We start from the raw sequence: 17,047 nt of genomic DNA on the forward strand, positions 1-17,047 counted from the left end.
GGCATGGTGACGCTGTTTGTGCGGGGTCGACGTCGTTCTGGCGAGCGATGCGCGCAACCGGGCCACAGAAGGTGACTGCGCATCATCGCAGTGCAAACTCAACGACGTCCCCGACCCGGACCAAGCGGGACCACCGGCATACGCCCCAAGCCCGGAACCACATCGCCGGGCGCGGAGCGTCTGGCAGGCGCCGCCCGGTCGCGGGCGCGGAGCGTCTGCGACGGGAGCGCCTCAGGCGAGGGCGGAGGCGAAGAAGAGAGCGACGGTCAGGGCGCCGGGGTCGAGGACGCCGCGGGCGACGTCGCCGACGTAGGCGGCACGGCCGCGGCGGGCGCGCATGGACTCGGTGGCGAGCGCGCCGGCGCGCGCGGCGTCGGCAGCCAGCGCGATGCCTCCCGCCACGTTCAGGCCATCGGCGACGGCCGCGGCGAGCGCGTCGGCCGCGGGGGCCATGGCGTCGACCATGGTCTTGTCGCCGGGACGGGCCTTGCCGAGGCGTTGGACGGTCGCCGTGCCGGCGTCGACACCCTTCGCCAGCGCGGCCAGCGTCATCACCGGTGCGTCGCTGGCCTGGCCGATGCTGCGGAACCACAGGCCGAACAGCGGGCCACTGGTGCCGCCGGTGTTGAGGAAGCCGTGCGCGACGCCGAGGAACAGCTCGCCGGGGGTCGTCGGCGGCACCTCGTCGAGGCGCCGTTCCACCCGGCGCAGCGCCCGGCGGATGTTCGCGCCGAAGTCCCCGTCGCCGGCCCGGCGGTCCAGTTCGCCGAGCTCGGTGGCCTCCGCCTCCAACCGTCGCTGGAAGGACGCGATCCACGCGTATGCCCCATCGAGGTCGAGCCCCAAACCTCCCAGGTTACTGACCTGCCGGCAGACCTCCCGGGCAGGGACCCTGTCGCCGATCTGGTGGGATCCCTGGTCGGCCGGGTGGCCCAGCCCTCGCTCTGCCTCCTCCCGCCAGGCCTGGTCGGGCCCGGCGGGTTCCGCGTGGACGCGTTCGGGCGCGTCGTCCGCCGGCCGGGCACCGTCCTGGCCGGGGACCCACTCGCCCGCGCCCTCACCGATCGCCGTACCGGCCATGTCGACCTGCCTCACCTGAGTCGAGGACCCGCCGGCCCGGCGGGTTTCAGTCGCGCCATGCGGGCTACCAGCTCAGCGCGATCGTGCGGACGGGAGCGTCCCAGAGGGCGAGCAGCTCGTCGTCGGCCCTGGTCAGGGTCACCGAGCAGCCGGCCATGTCCAGCGACGTCACATACGGGCCGACCAGCGCCCGCTCGACCGTGACGCCGGCGGCGTCGAGGATCTTCGCCACCCGGCGGTGGATGACGGCGAGCTCCAGCCCGGTCGTCGCGCCCAGGCCGTTGGTGATCGCGATGACCCGGTCACCCCGGCCGATCGCCAGGTCGGCGACCAGCGGGCGGACCAGCTGGTCGGCGAGGTCGTCGGCGGGCGCGAACGCGCGCCGGCCGACGCCGCGCTCTCCGTGGATGCCGACGCCGAACTCCACCTCGTCGGCGGGCAGGCCGAACGACGGCCGGTTGGAGCCGGGATGCGCGCCGGCGGCGAGCGCCACGGCCATGGACCGCGACGTGGCCGCGACCCGCCGGCCGATCGCGATGATCCGCTCCAGGTCGGCGCCGGCCGCCGCGGCGGCGCCGACGACCTTCTCGACCACGACGGCGGCGGCCGTGCCGCGCCGGCCGGGACCGTCGCCCGTCATCGACGCGGTCGCTAGGTCGTCGTCGACGAGGATCTGGCTGACGGTGATTCCGTCGTCGGTGGCGAACTCGGCCGCGATCTCGAAGTTCAGCACGTCACCGGTGTAGTTCTTGACGACGTGCACCACTCCCGCGCCGCCGGACACGGCCTGGGTGGCGGCCAGGATCTGGCCGGCGGTGGGGCTCGCGAACACCGCGCCGGGGACCGCGGCGTCGAGCATGCCCTCGCCGACCATGCCGACGTGCAACGGCTCGTGGCCGGAGCCGCCGCCGGAGATGACCGCGACCCGCCCGGGCGGCGCCGGCTCGGCGCGAGCGACGAAGCTGGGATCCCGATTCCAGCGGATCAGCCGTGGGTAGGCGGCCTCCAGCCCCTCCAGCGCCTCCTCGACGACGTCGTCCGGATGGTTGACGAACTGCCGGCGCGGTGTGCTGACGATGATCTGGTCCGGTATCGCGTCCTGAGCGGTCATCGTCGACGACACTCCGTCTCACCTAACTCGGGGTCTCACGCAACTCGGGCAACTCGGGCACTGTCCTGGGTCGACGCCCGCGGCGAGGCACCCGCCGCGACGCGGGAGGGCTCTCCCGGGGTCTACACCCGTGCCCGCCACGGGATCAAGAACCGCCCCGGCCAGTCGTCGGCGCCGCCCGAACCGCCACCGCCACCGCCGTGGGTGCCGCCGCCATGCGCGACGCGTCGGACGCTCACCCAGGTGAAGTTCCCGCCGGTCAGGGCGCTGGCGAACCGTGACGCGGTGGGCGGCCAATCCAGTCCATTACGAGCTCCCCAGACGTTCGGGACAAGTGGAGCGCCATCATCCCGATTGCGCGGTGTGGACGCGTGAGCCCCTGGTTCAGGCCCGCTGCCCGAGCCCGCGCCCGGTCGTCTGGGCGGAGGCGAGTGGCGAACCGGTTACGTCGATGGGTCCACTGGCCTAGCCGACCGATGGAGCGGCGGCGGACGGAGTATGAAGAGATCCGAGGCGATCACACCTGGCCGGCCCTGTCCTCCTTGCCGAGGCGAAACCGGTGGCCCCACGCCGCCCCCGCGCCGCGCGGGTCGTGGCGGAGGCAGGCACGGGTGGTGGCGATAGTGAGGGTAGGGCCGGCCGAGCCGGTGGTAGGTCGGTAGGCGACAGGGGCGGCGGACGCGGCGCCCGTCACGGGACGAGCGGAGACGCGACATGCAGCTGGGGATGATCGGCCTGGGCCGGATGGGCGCCAACCTGGTGCGCCGGCTCACGCGAGGCGGCCACGAGTGCGTCGTCTACGACGTCAACGCGGACGCCGTCGCCGCGCTCGCGGCCGAGGGGGCGACGGGGACAAACTCGCTGGAGGAGTTCGCCGCGGCGCTGACCACCCCGCGCGCGGCCTGGGTGATGGTCCCGGCCGGGCTGACCGGCGACACCGTCTTCAAGCTCGCCGACCTGTTCGAGCCGGGCGACACCATCATCGACGGCGGCAACTCGTACTACCGCGACGACATCGAGCGGGCCAAGGAGCTGGCCCCCAAGGGCATCCACTACGTCGACGTCGGCACCTCGGGTGGCGTCTTCGGCCTGGAGCGCGGCTTCTGCCTGATGATCGGCGGCGAGCCGGACGTGGTGAAGCGGCTGGAGCCGCTGTTCGCCACCATCGCCCCGGGCGTCGACGCGGCACCGCGCACCCCTGGCCGCTCGGGCGCGCCCAGCCAGGCCGAGCAGGGCTACCTGCACTGCGGCCCGGTCGGCGGGGGCCACTTCGTCAAGATGATCCACAACGGCATCGAGTACGGCATGATGGCCGCCTTCGCCGAGGGCCTCGGCGTGCTGAACAAGGCCGGCATCGGCAGGACGTCGGCCGCTGGCCACGACGCGGAGACCACGCCGCTCACGCATCCCGAGTACTACCAGTACGACTTCGACATCCCGGAGGTCACCGAGGTGTGGCGGCGCGGCAGCGTCGTCGCCTCCTGGCTGCTGGACCTCACGGCCGTCGCCCTCACCGAGGACCCGGAGCTGGCCACCTTCGGCGGCCGGGTGTCGGACTCCGGTGAAGGGCGCTGGACGGTGCTCGCCGCCGTCGAGGAGGGCGTCCCGGCGCACGTGCTCACCGCGTCCCTCTTCGAGCGCTTCAGCTCCCGCGGCGAGTCCCTCTACGGCGACAAGATCCTGTCCGCGATGCGCAAGCAGTTCGGCGGCCACCACGAGAAGCCCGCCAGCTAGCCCTACCAGACCTGGCCACGACCACCGGCCACGACCCACCGGCGTCGCCGCCGCTCGCCGCCGGATCGGCCACTGGCGCGCCGCGCCCGGGCTCGGCGGGCCGCGGCGTCACGGCCCTGGTCGGCGGCGGCATGTTGGCCGTCCGCGGCCTCGTCTGATCACGAGGCCCCGAACGGTCGACATCATGGCTGGGAGGTCAGCTGGTCCAAAAGACGGTCGAGGAAGGGGAGCTGGCCGCGGACGAGCTTGACGCCGGCGGTCGGGAGGTCGAACCACGCGACCCGGTCCACCTCGGGGAATGCCTGGATACGGCCGGAGCCGCGGGGCCATTCCAGCTCGAAGGTGTTGCTCACCGCCGTGGCCGGGTCGAAGTCGCCGCGCAGCGCGAAGGCGGTGACGACCTTGCCGCCGGACTGGCGCACGTCACCGAGCCCGATCCACGGGCCGTCGGGCGGCGCCGATCCCAGCTCCTCGGCGAACTCGCGCGCGGCGGCGGTCCGTGGGTCCTCGTCCGGCTCGTACTCGCCCTTCGGGATGGACCAGGCGCCTTCGTCCTTGCGCGCCCAGAACGGCCCGCCCATGTGGGCGATGAGCACCTCGAGCCGGTCCGCCGCGTTCCGGTACAGCAACAGGCCCGCGCTGTGCCGTTTCTGCGCAGGAATCGGATCCCTCCCTGTCCACCGGTGACCGTCCGTACCGCGAGGGTATGACGTCTGGCCGCGTCGCCTCGCCTCGCGGCCAGGGGCTCGCGGCGAGGAGATCAGGAAGCGAGGTGACGCTCAGAGGCCGTAGGTCTCCAACAGGCGGAGCCAGACCTCGCTGACGGTGGGGAACGAGGGGACGGCGTGCCGGAGGGTGTCGAGGGGGACCTTCCCGATTAGGGCGATCGTGGCTGAGTGGAGGAGCTCCTGGACGTCCTGGCCGGTGAAGGTGGCGCCGACGATGACCCGGCGGTCCTCGTCGACGACCAGGTGGGACGTGCCGACGAGGCCGACGCCGCGCACGGACGAGCCGGCGACGCCGCTCGTCGGGACGGAGACGGCCCGGGCCCGCAGGCCGGCCTCGCGTGCCGCCGCCTCGGTCAGACCGACGGCCGCGACCTGCGGGTCGGTGAAGGTGACCCGGGGGATCGCCCGGCTGCCGGCGACCTCGACCGGCTCGGCGCCGGAGGCGTCGCGGCGGCCGGCGACGATGTCGGCGACCACGCGGCCCTGGTACTTGCCCATGTGGGTGAGCAGCGCCCGCCCGTTCACGTCGCCGATGGCGAACAGCCAACCCTCGTCCTCGGCTCCCGCGTCCTCGGCGCCTGCGCCGTCACCGGATTCGGCCGCCGTCCTGACGCCGATCGCGCGCAGGTGGCTGTCGACCTCGACGGGGCGGCCGGGCGTCAGGCCGACCGTCTCCAGGCCCAGGTCGTCGGTGGCGGGATGCCGGCCGACGGCGACGAGGATCTCGTCGGCCTCGACCTCGTCGCCATTGTCGAGCGTCACGATGACCGGGCCGCGGTGCTCGTCGTGGGGGGGGGGGGGGGGGCGGCCGGCCGCGGCGGTCGGTTTGCGCGCGCGGCGGGGGGGGGGGCGGGGGGGGGGGGGCCCCCCCCGCCGCCCCCCCCCCCACGGCGGTGACCTTCTGACTGGTCCGGACGGTGATCCCCTCGGACTCGAACGCCTCGGCGACCTCCTTGCCGGCGAACGGCTCCTCGTGGGCGAGCAGCCGGGGCTGGCCCTCGACGATCGTCACCTCGACGGCGCCGAGCCGGCGGAACCCCTGCGCCAGCTCGGTGCCGACGGCGCCGCCGCCCAGTACGACCATCCGGCGCGGCACGGTCGTGGCACCGGTCGCGGACCGGTTGTCCCATGGCTCCACCTCGGCCAGGCCCGGAATCGGTGGCCTGACCGCCGTCGTCCCGGTCGCCAGCACCACCGCCCGGCGCGCGGCCAGCCGGCGGGGCTTCCCGTCGGACTCCTCCGGGACCACGGTCTCGGTCGTGTCGACGTCGACGAGCCGCCGGCCGGCGAGCCGGCCGCGGCCCCGGATCACCGTCACCCCGCGGTCGCGCAGCCAGGGGACCTGGCCCTTGTCGGAGAAGCCGCCGACGATCTCGTCCCGGCGGGCGAACGCCGCGGCGGCGTCGATCTCTCCCGTCACCGCGCCGGCCGCGCCCGGCACGCGGCGCGCCGCGGCGATCACGTCGCCGGGGCGCAGCAGCGTCTTGCTGGGCATGCAGCCCCAGAAGGAGCACTCACCGCCCACCCGCTCGTGCTCGACGGCCGCGACCGACAGCCCCGCCTCGGCGAGCCGGCCGGCCGTCACCTCCCCGGCCGGCCCAGTCCCGACGACGACGACGTCGAACGTCTCCACGCCACCCGCGTCCGCGTTGCTCATCCGACGCCACCTCGTCTCCGGCCCGACCGTGCTCGACCGACGCTCCACCCGTGTTCGTCCGCCACGCTTCGCATCGACGTCTTCCCGCCGCCGGTCGCTCAAAGCGGCGGCTCACGGTCCGTCAGCTCACCCCGGCCATCTTCCGCTGGTCCCTGCCCCTTGTCGATGAGCTTGCCGTCGGGTGGCACAAGACCGACAAAGTTCATACCCCTGCGACCGCGCGGGTATCCGGCCCATCTGCAGGCCCGTGGACCGTGTCGGAATGGGTCCCATGGCCTTCTTGTCGGAGGCCGTCAAGGCCGCGTCCGCGGACGGTCAGTCCGCGGGACTGAGGTGGTCCTGCGCTACGGGCACAACCAGTGGCAGGAGCGTATCGCGCAGCGAGGTGGCGCTTCGTTCGATTTTGTGGTGGAGAGCGATTTCTCTGTCCAGCGTCCCGAGTAGATCCTCGACTGCGTCCTGCGTGGCCCTGGAAGGTACCCGAATCGGGAGTTCCCGCAAAGTGGATGTCGTCAGCGTGGGTATCGCCGATCCACCTGAGTGCCGGAGTATCCAGTCCCGCGTCGCAGGATGCCCAATATAATAGAGAAGGTAGTGTGCGCTAAGAACGGGCGTCGGGCGGAGCCGGATACACGAGGTGCCGAATAGCCAGCCTGCCTGGTTGTCGGTTATAAGCGCCTGCCGGCCGAGTTCGCCGGTCCTCGTGCAAACGATGTCGTTGGCGAGTAGGCGATAGCGGCTGAGTTGCTCGGCACCGTCGGCGTCGACGTGGTCAACCCCGTCCAGAACAAGTCGGTTTTCTCCAATGTTTTTCGGCTTGATGACCGGTACCCCACCGCGAGGGCCGGTGCGCCGTAGCGCGGCACCCGACGGTCCCGCGAGCACGTCACAAACATCGCCCAGCCGAGCCTGCTGCCCCGGCTCCCTGGGTGCATGTACCAATTCTTTGACCGCCACCATCGTCCGGTTCGCATGATCACGTATTCTGTTTGACTCCGTGATCTGGTCCAGAATATCCCGGTGGAGCCGCTCCGCCGAGTCGATCGTCGACTTGATGTCGACCTTGTTCGTGGTGCGGGTGGCGTATCTTCCGGGGTTCAGATTATAGTTTTTCTCGCGAATCTCCTGGATCGGGACAAGTCGCGAAGCTGTCGACCCAGAACTGGCCGTACTTCGATCGTGAAAAATTTTACTGACAAGCCGTATGTCGTTCTCGTCCAATTTTTTATGCGTGCGGTCGACCATCTTTCCGATGCCGCTGGCGTCGACGAAAAGAATATCTTCTCCGGTATTTTTCTCCGCTCTCCTGAGAATCCATATCATGATTGGTATGGAGGTGGAGAAGAAAAGTTTTCCTGGCAGTGAGATGAGCGCATCGATGGCACCATCCTCTACGAGGGAAGACCGTATCGCCTTTTCTATACCGTGTTCCGACGAGGCGGCGTTGTTGGCCATGATGATCGCCGCTCGCCCGCCCGGAGCGAGACGCGCCACCGCATGTTGGATCCACGCGAAGTTGGCGTTGCTGGAAGGAGGTGGTCCATAGGGCCAGCCCTCGTCTCCAACCAGATCTTCATAGGCCCAGTTCCGCACGTTGAAGGGGGGATTCGTCGTGATGACATCGAACAGGCGCCGATCGTTGCTCTCCGCCGGTGCTCCAGCCAGGCGAAGCTCGCCGATGGGAAGACCGTGCAGGCGAAGGCGCAGCCTGGAGAGCGTGAGAACATCGAGATTCGAGGCAAAGCCGCACAGTGTCGGATGCACCGCCTCGTTGCCGCCGTCCGTCGATCTGATGTACGCGGCCGCTCCCGTGAGGAATTCACCCAGTCTGCAGAATGGATCGTAGATCTTCTCGTCGCGTGTAGGGTCGGTCAACCGCATGACAAGATCGACCAGGAAGTTCGGTGTCAGGGTGTCGCCCGCCCGCCCTTCCGTGGCGGCAAAGCGGGTGATGATCTCATCGGTGAGCAGGCGCACGAAAGCCGCGTTGCCGCTCATGTCCCCTGGATCGATGCGGTCGACCGCCCCTATGACCTGCTGAAGAGCGCGTGCCTCTCCGGCGTCATGTACGGGGTCGAAGAGGCGCCGACTTTCCGACAGGGCTTGCTCGTCGATCCTGAGGCAGCGCTCGAGCGCTCTATTCAAGTCGCCGTTGACAAGGGCGGACAGCCGGACGTCGGCCCATGCCTCCGGCGCGTAGAAGCGTATCCACAGCATCGTGAGAACCAGTGGGAGAGCGCGGCGGACTCCCAGCCCGCGAAGGTGGTCCAAGGGCCGCCAAAGGGATTGGGACTGGCTTGCGACTGTGTCCACGGGAGTAGGGGTCGGTATCCTACGTTGAAACCGGTCGCCGTACGTCATGCCGTGCTTCTCGTTCGGCCGGAGATCGCCAGCTGCGATCTTCCGTCGATCGAGCCACGCCGAGACCTCGATGCCGGCAAACGTCTCGCGCCCGTTCTCGACAATGGCCGAGGGAAAGTCTGGATGCCGCCTTCGCCAGTTGCTGACGGCTGATAGTTTCACCCCGGCGAGCCGCGCAATGTCGGCCGCTGAGACACGCTTCTCTTCCGTCGGCATCCAGGAACCTAAATGTGAGAGGTTCGCCTCCGGGCGAACGAACGGCAACAATTGAGCTAGAAGCTGGATCGGTGGCTGCCGTTGAGGAGCGTGTGCCTCCGCGCCAGTACGTCAGGCACACGGTCGAGGGCCGCTACGGATTGCGCCGCATTCGGCGAGATATAACCAATTAGACGGTATATCTTCGCATGATCTGCTATCAGGTCGCGGTGATGAATGGGCTCGTGATGCATAATCCTGTTACGGAAGAGCTGCATGGAGAGAAAATTGTCGTGAAGCTGGTCGCGCCTGCCGGAGTATCGGGGGAATGCCCTGTTCAGGACGGGGACCCATAGGTGTCGGTCGTAGCTCCTACTCAGCAAGGACACCCAGAAACCGAAGGTGAGCGCGGCAACGACGTCGTCGGCACGTCTGGGCCGCGAGCGTCGTGCGGCGAGACTGGCTCGGACCTCATTTACCTTCCGCATGCTCGCCTCGGAGAGCGGAGCGACTGTCCACCAGTCTGCCACTCCATAGCGAGCGCGTAGGTGGGTGTTCATGGAGTTACGTAGCGCCAGTTCAAGACAGTGCAGCGGCCCGTAGAAAGCCGCGGACACCTCGACGTTCCACCAGTACAGGCGCATCGCCTGCTCGGCGTCCCCGTTGGTTGTCTGAAGGTAGCGGGCGAAGCGCGGGGCCGAGAGCATGTCGTGGATCCAGAGGGGTGGCGCGGTGTTCATGGCGCTCTCCGAGGCATGCGAGGTCGTGACGCGGCTCTTGGCCGCGTGGTATGGTCGCGCTGTACGCCCCGGGCACGCCTCTGCATCGCATGCCGCCCGGGGCACGGCATTTTTTGGGCCCGGTGGAGCGACTGCTCCCGCCCTGGTGCAGGTACCGGCTTTGACCGGACGAGATCATGCGCTACGGATGAAGGTAGCGCATGTCTGTCCATGTTGGCAAGCGCACTGCAGTGCGCGTAAAGTGTGAACCCGGAACCGCTCGTGGCGTTGGCACGGGACGCTGTCTGGCGGCGACATGGGGTGCATGGCGCCGCCAGACAGCGGGACTCCGCTAGGAGGCCAGATCCGTCATCGTGCTGGGACCAGCGTCGTCGGTGCCGCCGGAGCGGTCGGGGCCTGTCCCGTCGGTGGTCGGGCCGATCGGCGGATGTGCGCGGGAGCCGGCGATGCTGCCGACGACGACGCGGCGGGCCGCGCGCAGGCCGGCCGCGGCGCTGGCCGCGGCCGCGTTGATCGAGACCCCGGCTGCGGGGGTCGCCGGCTCGGGCTCAGGGCCCGCCGGCGCGGGGGTGGGTGCCAGCCCGGGGTGCGCGGTGGCGCGGACGGAGGGGAGACGGCGGGCGTCGGGGGCGGCGAGGCGGGCGGCGTCCGCGGACGGGTCGTCGTCCTCCTGCTGGGAGGCGCGCTCGGCGGCGACGCGGGCCTCGTACAGCTCGACCTCGGCGTGCGTCCGCGTCTCGTCCCAGCCGAGCACCGGGGCGATCAGCTCCGCCACCGGGCGGGCGGCCGCCAGGCCCCGGTCCGCCGCCTCGAAGGAGATCCGCGTGCGCCTGGTCAGCACGTCCTCCAGGCGCAGCGCGCCCTCGTGTGAGGCCGCGTATACCGCCTCGACCGCCAGGTAGGCCTCCGCGCCGGGCAGGGGCGCGGCCAGCCGCGGATCGGCGGTGATCATGCCGACGAGCTCCTCGGCGAGCGTCCCGTACCGGCGCAGCAGGTGCTCGACCCGGGCGACGGGCAGGCCGGCGCGCCCGGCCAGCCGCTCACGCCCGTTCCACACCGCGTGGTAGCCGTCGGCGCCGAGCAGCGGGACCTTCTCCGTGCACGACGGCGGGACCGTATTCGCCAGCCCGGCCACCGCCGCGTCGACCGCGTCGGCGGCCATCACCCGGTAGGTCGTGTACTTCCCTCCGGCGACGGTCGTGAGCCCCGGGGCCGCGGCGACGACGGCGTGCTCGCGGGACAGCTGCGCCGGGTCGTCGGACTCGCCGGTGAGCAGCGGGCGCAGGCCGGCGTAGACGCCGACGATGTCGTCGTGGGTGAGCGGGGTGCGCAGCACCCGGTTGACCTGGTCGAGCAGGTAGTCGATGTCGGCGCGCGTCGCGGACGGGTGGGCGAGGTCCAGCTCCCAGTCGGTGTCGGTGGTGCCGATGATCCAGTAGTTGCCCCAGGGGATGACGAACAGGACGCTGCGCTCGGTGCGCAGGATCAGCCCGGTGGCGCCCAGCAGGCGGCCACGCGGGACGACCAGGTGGACCCCCTTGGACGCGCGCACGGACACCGGCCCCGGCCGGCCCATCAGCGCGTGCAGGTCGTCGGTCCACACGCCGGTCGCACTGATCGTCTGCCGCGCCCTGACGCGGATCTCCCGGGTTCCGGGGGAGCCGGCTGCCTCGCCCGCCTCCAGGTCGCGCACGATCGCGCCGGTCACCCGCGGATCTCCCGGACCGTCTTCGCCGATCGGGGACGAGTCCCGGTCCTCCCGCAGCAGGCCGACGACCTCCGCCGACGTCACGACCGCGGCGCCGAACCGGGCGGCGGTGCGGGCGACGAACATCGTGTGCCGGGCGTCGTCGACCTGGCCGTCCCAGTACTGGATCGCGCCCACCAGCGCGTCCGGGCGCAGCGACGGGAACTCGCGCAGCGCCGCCTTGCGGGTCAGGTGCCGGTGCATCGGCAGGCCGCCGGCACGGGGTCCCTCCCCGGTCGACGAGGCAGACCGTGGAACGCGTGGAGCGCCGGCACCGGGGCCGATCCGGGACAGGCCCTGCCCGAGGGTGTCGTACAGCAGCACCCCGCTGCCGATGTAGGCGCGTTCCCAGCCGTGGTGGGTCAGCGGCAGCAGGAACTGCACCGGGCGGACCAGGTGCGGGGCGAGCGTGTCGAGCAGCAGCGTCCGCTCCCGCAGCGCCTCGCGCACCAGCGCGCCGTTGAGCTGTTCGAGGTAGCGCAGGCCGCCGTGGATCAGCTTGCTGGAGCGGCTCGAGGTGCCCGCCGCCAGGTCGCGGGCCTCGACGAGGGCGACGGACAGGCCGCGGGACGCCGCGTCGAGTGCCGTGCCCGCGCCGGTGACGCCGCCGCCGATGACGAGGACGTCGAACGTCTCCTCGGCGAGGCGGCGCAGCGCAGCCGCCCGCCCGGCCGGGCCGAGCCGGCCGGGGCTGCCGGCCACCTCGATGGTCGGGGCGCTCGATATGGGGGCGGGGCCGGCCGAACGGGCCGATCCGGTCATCGGGTCTACCTCCTGGCTCCTGCGACCGGGGAGCGGGCGGGCGGGCGGGTGGGCCGCCCGACACCATCGTGCCGGGTGGCGCCGACAGTCGCCGTCGGGGCCGTCCACTCCGGCCCACTCCGGCCGGGATAGTGCGCCGTTGTCGGGCCGCGACCCGGCAGACTGTCATACGTTTCGGTTGCCTAACTCAACCAAATTTCCCGCGTGCACGTGGCCGCGGGCGAAGGCGTGCTGACCTGCCGGATGGCGCGGCCTCGCACCCTTGGAGCCCGTCCAGGCATTGTTCGGGGGAAGGGCGCCACGACGGCGCCGCCTGGCGCGCTTGGAGCCCGTCGCGGGCAGTAGGGGGCAAGGATGGCCATACCAGGGGAGCAGGCATGACGGAACGGGCCGCCGGGTCCGGGCGCGAGGATCTGGCCGCGGCCATCTACAGCGAACTCGCGCAGCTGGTCCGGCGGGTCCGGGGGGAGGCGAGCGAGCTGCATCCGGGGCTGTCGCTGGCGGCGTACTCGCTGCTGCTGTACCTCTCCGAGGTGGGTGAGGCGCGGGCCGCCGACCTGGTCGCCTTCTTCCGGCTTAACAAGTCGACGGTGAGCCGACAGCTGAGCGAGCTGGTCGCCGCGGGCCTGGTGGACCGCGAGCCCGACCGCGCCGACAGCCGCGTCCAGCTCGTCCGGGTCAGCGTCGTCGGCCAGGCGACGCTCGACGCCGTGGACAAGGTGCTGCGCGCCCGGATGCAGACCCGCCTGGACGGCTGGCCCGACGAGGACCTGGCCGTCTTCGGCCGCCTGCTCGCGCGCTACAACGAGCTACCTGACCCGCAGATGCCCCGTCCGGACGGAGCGGCGGCCCGCAGGGGCGCGGCACGGCCGGCGACGGGCCCGTCAGCTGCCACCTGATCCGCCGTCATGTTACTAACGAGTCAACATTGCTAACGAGTCGACGTTACCGACGAGTCGCGGAGCGAGCACCATGGACCTGACGTTCACCCCGCAGGAGGAGAAGTTCCGCTCGGAGCTGCGCGGTTGGCTCGACGCCAACATCCCGGCCGCCTGGCGGGACCCGAGCTTCTGGCGGAGCGTTTCCGACGACGAGGGCTTCGAGCTGCGCCGTGACTGGGAGCGACGCAAGCACGACGCGGGCTTCGCGGGCATCGCCTGGCCGACGGAGTATGGCGGCCGCGGCGGCACCCCGGGGATGAAGGCGATCTACGACGAGGAGATGGCGCTCGCCCACGCCCCGCAGTCGGCCAACGCGCTCGGCCTGACGTTCCTCGCGCCGACGGTGATGGCGATCGGCACCGACCAGCAGAAGCGCGACATCATCGGCCCGATGCTGCGCAACGAGGTGATCTGGTGCCAGGGCTTCTCCGAGCCGGGTGCCGGCTCCGACCTCGCGGCGCTGCGCACGTCCGGTGTGCTCGACGGCGACGAGTACGTCGTCAACGGCCAGAAGATCTGGACGACCAACGCCATGCACGGCGACAAGCTGTTCACCCTGGTGCGTACCGAGCCAGGACCGGGCCCGGGCCGGCAGGCAGAGGGTGGGATCTCGCCAGTCGGCACAAATAATGATCAATCGGGTGCTCTGGAGGCGGGCACAGCGCGACGCGACCCGGAAGCGCGGCGCAGCCATGGGATGCATCGCGGCATCTCGATGCTGCTCGTCGACATGCGTCAGCCGGGCGTCGAGACCCGCCCGCTGCGCCAGCTCAGCGGCGCGAGCGAGTTCGGCGAGGTGTTCTTCACCGACGCCCGGGTGAAGGCGTCCGAATGCCTCGGCGGCGTCGGCAACGGCTGGAAGACCGCGATGCTGCTGCTGTCGTTCGAGCGCGGCGCGTCCGGCATCTCGCAGTACGCCACGTACCGGCGTGGCTACGACGAGATCGTCGCCGCCGCGCGCCGGCTGGGCCGGGACACCGATCCGACGCTGCGCCGCGAGCTCGCGAGCCGCCTCGTCGAGCTGGAATGCCTGCGCTACCACGCGATGCACGTGCTCACCCAGGTCGAGCAGGGCCGCGATCTCGGCTCCGAGTCGTCGATCACCAAGCTGCAGTGGTCGGAGACCTACCAGAAGCTCTTCGAGACGTTCGACCATCTGCTCGGCCTGGATGGCGTCGTCACCAGCCCGGTCGACGGCCTCGACCTCGCCTCGCTGCAGTTCGAGGCGTTCTGGACCAGGTCGGTGACGATCTGGGGCGGCTCGTCGCAGGTGCAGCGCAACATCGTCGCCGAGCGGGTGCTCGGCCTGCCGCGGTAGGGGGAATCGCCGTGTACTTCGCGTTGACCGACGAACAGCGGGCACTTGCCGAGACCGTCCGCGACTTTCTCGCCGACCGGTTCGACCTGACGGCCGTGCGCGCCGTGTTCGAGGACACCGCGGGCGACGGCCACCCGGCCGAGCTGTGGAAGGCGTTCGCCGAGCAGGGCTGGCTCGCCGTGCTCGTGCCCGAGGAGAACGACGGGATGGGCCTCGGCCTGCTCGACGCGCAGGTGCTCGCCCGCGCGTTCGGCGCCGGCGCCGTGCCCGGGCCGTGGCTGCCGACCGTGCTCGCGGGGGAGGCCGTCCGGCTCGCCGGCTCACCCGCCCAGCGGGCGGCCGTGCTCGGCCCGCTCGCGGCCGGCGAGCTGGTCGCCACCGTGGCGCTGCGCGCCCCCGGCGGCTCGTTCGACCAGTCCGGGGTGGGCGTGACGGCTGACATCGATCCGGGAGGTACCCGGCTGACCGGGACGGCGTCTCCGGTCGAGTACGCGGGGGTCGCCCGGACGGCGGTCGTCGCCGCGAAGGAGCCGGATGGCGGGATCGGCCTCTACCTCGTCGACCCGACGTCCGCGTCCGTCACCGTCACGGCGCTCGACACCTATGACGGCACCACCCGCCTCGGCGCGCTCACCCTCGACGGCGCCGCCGGCGAGCGGCTGCCAGAGTCGAACGCGGCCGTCCTCGCCGAGCTGAGCCGACGCGGTGCCGTCCTCGCGGCCGCCGACCTGGTCGGCACCGCCCGGGCCGCGCTGACCAGGACCATCGAGTACGACAAGACCCGAGTCCAGTTCGGCAAGGCGGTCGGCAGCTTCCAGTTCATCAAGCACACGCTCGCCGACCTGCATGTCGGCGTCCTCATGGCCGAGCACGCCGCGCTCTACGCGGCGCACGCCGTCGACGCCGCGCTACCGGACGCCGCGCTCGCCGTCGCGGTCGCCAAGGCCAAGGCCAACGACGCGGCCGAGCGGGCGACCGGGGCCATGATCCAGTATCACGGTGGGATCGGCTACACCTGGGAGCACGAGGCGCACTTCTTCTACAAGCGGGCCAAGCGGCTCGTGGGCACGTTCGGCGACGCCGGCGAGCACCTGGACCGGATCGCGGCGCTGAGCATCGACGCCTGAAACGCGTCGCCTGCTTCGTGCCTTACCTAGCCGATCGGTGGGAGGGCGCGATCGGTGGGGAAGGTGCCGCCGGTCGGGGAGGACAGTGGACGAGGCGGTTCCAGACCAGGCGTGGCGGGGCGCTGGTGTCACTGCCGCCGTATGTGTGCCGCCAGGTGCCGAGAATGTTGGTGAAGGCGGGGCGCACGGCCAGCACCAGCGGCGTGCCAAGCGGGACGCTGATCTCTCCCTTCGCCGTCGGCATGCCAGCGACCCAGCGCAGGTAGAGCTCGGTGACATCCGCACTGACCTCTCGGGGCCCGGCGGGCGGCGCCTGTCTCGTGGCATCGCCGCCGGCGGGCCGATCGGCCGCCGCCAGGTCGTCGGCGGGCTGGTGGGGCGCAGCCAGGTCGCCGGCCGGTTGCGTCCCGTCGTAGCGGGTCCAGTCGAGGCTGCCACGCGGGCGGTTCGCGACCAGGTCGAGCGTGGGGACCCTGGCCGGAACCTTCCCGGCGGCGAGCCCGGTGAGCGCCGACGGGTAGGCGGCCAGCGGGTAGGGCCCCTCGTTGTCCAGGTCGCCCTCGGTCCCGAGCAGCGTGAGCCGCAGCTCCACCCGGCTCACGCAGGCCGCCGGCGCCGGCAGCAGCGGGAAGACGATCTCCGCGGTGGACATGTGGTCGTCACCGCGGCGGGGTAGGTGCCGGTACTGCCGACCGACGGCTAGCTCGCGCGGCGAGGCCTCCACCCGGCTCCGGTAGCCACGGCCGGGCGCGTAGGAGGTCAGCAGGTAGGTCCGCGTGGCGGTGATCGGGATACCCGCCACCTCGTTCACCGGTTGGCGGGGCTCACTCGTCGTCGCGATCGGGGCGGTGGTGGTGGCCGGCGTGAGCGGGCGCAGCGCCGCCGGCCCGCCGCCGATGCCCAGCACCACCGAGCCGAGGGCGATGAGGATGACCGTGCCGCCGGCTATCGTCAGGAAGATCCGGCCGCCTCGACCGGGCGTGCGAAGGGTCACCCCGAGCCGCTCGCGCAGCAGGTGCTCGACCCGGCCGCCCAGCGGTTCCAACGTCGCCCTGGCCGAGCTGGACGCCGTCGCCGCCGCGCGCCGCGCCGCCGTGGCGCCGCCGCGCGCACGGGGCGGCCGACGCGGGTCCGACGCGCTGCCGGCGTCGGGAACGGTGGCCGCGGGCGGCCCGCCCCTCACCCGCGAGGACTCGTCGCGTCTCGGCATCGGCAGGGCGATGGTGATGGTCGGTGCCTCGGCATTGGCGTCGGCGTCGGCGTCGGCGAGAGTCCGGTCGCGCGGTGGCGACGGTACGGGCGCGTCGGTGCCGGTAGTCGCGTCGGTGCCGGCAGTCGCACTGGCGACGTGCCTCGTGGTGGTCGGGCGGTTCATCGTGACCGGTACCGTCGGCGAGCCGGGCGGGGGCGGCCGCTCACCGCGTGCGGCTGGGATCACCGAGAGGTTGTCCATGCGTGAGCTCCGGCCACCGGCTGTCCGTCGGGTCGGCCGGGATGTCCGTTCGGCACCGGCCCCTCTTCGCGGTGACCTTGTCACCGTGAGCCA

Annotated in this window: 13 protein-coding genes; 4 read left to right on the forward strand and 9 right to left on the reverse strand. The window is 71.5% G+C overall.

Annotated features, from left to right (window positions below; genetic code table 11):
- Positions 1-231: 231 nt before the first annotated feature.
- On the reverse strand, positions 232-1,080 hold the full coding sequence (gene dhaL, locus QOZ89_RS10545) for a dihydroxyacetone kinase subunit DhaL (protein WP_312623645.1): 849 nt from the start codon (positions 1,078-1,080) through the stop codon (positions 232-234).
- Positions 1,081-1,144: 64 nt separating this feature from the next.
- Positions 1,145-2,191 (reverse strand): dihydroxyacetone kinase subunit DhaK, encoded by a 1,047-nt coding sequence (locus QOZ89_RS10550; protein WP_071053085.1) that lies wholly within the window; start codon positions 2,189-2,191, stop codon positions 1,145-1,147.
- A 714-nt stretch (positions 2,192-2,905) separates the two neighbouring features.
- Between QOZ89_RS10550 and gnd the strand changes: the two genes are divergently transcribed.
- The gene (gnd, locus tag QOZ89_RS10555; RefSeq protein ID WP_071053086.1) at positions 2,906-3,925 is read left to right on the forward strand and encodes a phosphogluconate dehydrogenase (NAD(+)-dependent, decarboxylating); all 1,020 of its coding nucleotides are present in this window, start codon (positions 2,906-2,908) and stop codon (positions 3,923-3,925) included.
- Positions 3,926-4,107: 182 nt separating this feature from the next.
- Here gnd and QOZ89_RS10560 read toward each other — a convergent pair whose 3' ends face one another.
- The 6 genes from QOZ89_RS10560 to QOZ89_RS10585 form a co-directional block, all read right to left on the reverse strand.
- Positions 4,108-4,587, reverse strand: a complete 480-nt coding sequence (locus QOZ89_RS10560) for an NUDIX hydrolase (protein ID WP_071053087.1) — start codon at positions 4,585-4,587, stop codon at positions 4,108-4,110.
- Positions 4,588-4,704: 117 nt separating this feature from the next.
- Positions 4,705-5,151 carry an oxidoreductase dimerization domain-containing protein gene (locus tag QOZ89_RS10565; RefSeq protein WP_312623737.1) on the reverse strand — a complete coding sequence of 149 codons (447 nt, stop codon included), beginning with the start codon at positions 5,149-5,151 and terminating at the stop codon, positions 4,705-4,707.
- Positions 5,152-5,239: 88 nt separating this feature from the next.
- Entirely contained in the window at positions 5,240-6,310 is a 1,071-nt protein-coding gene (locus QOZ89_RS10570; protein ID WP_312623646.1) for an FAD-dependent oxidoreductase, read from the reverse strand.
- Positions 6,311-6,625: 315 nt separating this feature from the next.
- Positions 6,626-8,887 (reverse strand): type I restriction-modification system subunit M/S, encoded by a 2,262-nt coding sequence (locus tag QOZ89_RS10575; RefSeq protein ID WP_071053089.1) that lies wholly within the window; start codon positions 8,885-8,887, stop codon positions 6,626-6,628.
- A gap of 56 nt (positions 8,888-8,943) precedes the next feature.
- Entirely contained in the window at positions 8,944-9,606 is a 663-nt protein-coding gene (locus tag QOZ89_RS10580) for a hypothetical protein (protein ID WP_071053090.1), read from the reverse strand.
- A gap of 331 nt (positions 9,607-9,937) precedes the next feature.
- Entirely contained in the window at positions 9,938-12,115 is a 2,178-nt protein-coding gene (locus QOZ89_RS10585) for a glycerol-3-phosphate dehydrogenase/oxidase (protein WP_071053091.1), read from the reverse strand.
- A 377-nt stretch (positions 12,116-12,492) separates the two neighbouring features.
- On the opposite strand from QOZ89_RS10585, the gene QOZ89_RS10590 reads away from it, so the two are divergent.
- From QOZ89_RS10590 to QOZ89_RS10600, 3 genes are all read left to right on the forward strand, one after another.
- The gene (locus QOZ89_RS10590) at positions 12,493-13,014 is read left to right on the forward strand and encodes a MarR family winged helix-turn-helix transcriptional regulator (protein ID WP_071053092.1); all 522 of its coding nucleotides are present in this window, start codon (positions 12,493-12,495) and stop codon (positions 13,012-13,014) included.
- Between the two features lie 73 nt (positions 13,015-13,087).
- Positions 13,088-14,374, forward strand: coding sequence for an acyl-CoA dehydrogenase family protein (locus tag QOZ89_RS10595; RefSeq protein ID WP_071053093.1), 1,287 nt, complete (start codon positions 13,088-13,090; stop codon positions 14,372-14,374).
- Positions 14,375-14,385: 11 nt separating this feature from the next.
- Complete coding sequence (locus QOZ89_RS10600; RefSeq protein WP_312623647.1) at positions 14,386-15,501, forward strand: acyl-CoA dehydrogenase family protein; 1,116 nt, start codon at positions 14,386-14,388, stop codon at positions 15,499-15,501.
- Between the two features lie 22 nt (positions 15,502-15,523).
- Here QOZ89_RS10600 and QOZ89_RS10605 read toward each other — a convergent pair whose 3' ends face one another.
- The gene (locus QOZ89_RS10605; RefSeq protein WP_312623648.1) at positions 15,524-16,954 is read right to left on the reverse strand and encodes a hypothetical protein; all 1,431 of its coding nucleotides are present in this window, start codon (positions 16,952-16,954) and stop codon (positions 15,524-15,526) included.
- Positions 16,955-17,047 lie beyond the last annotated feature (93 nt).

The sequence above is a fragment of the Pseudofrankia coriaricola genome, assembly GCF_032027725.1.
In the GTDB taxonomy this organism is placed as follows: domain Bacteria; phylum Actinomycetota; class Actinomycetes; order Frankiales; family Frankiaceae; genus Pseudofrankia.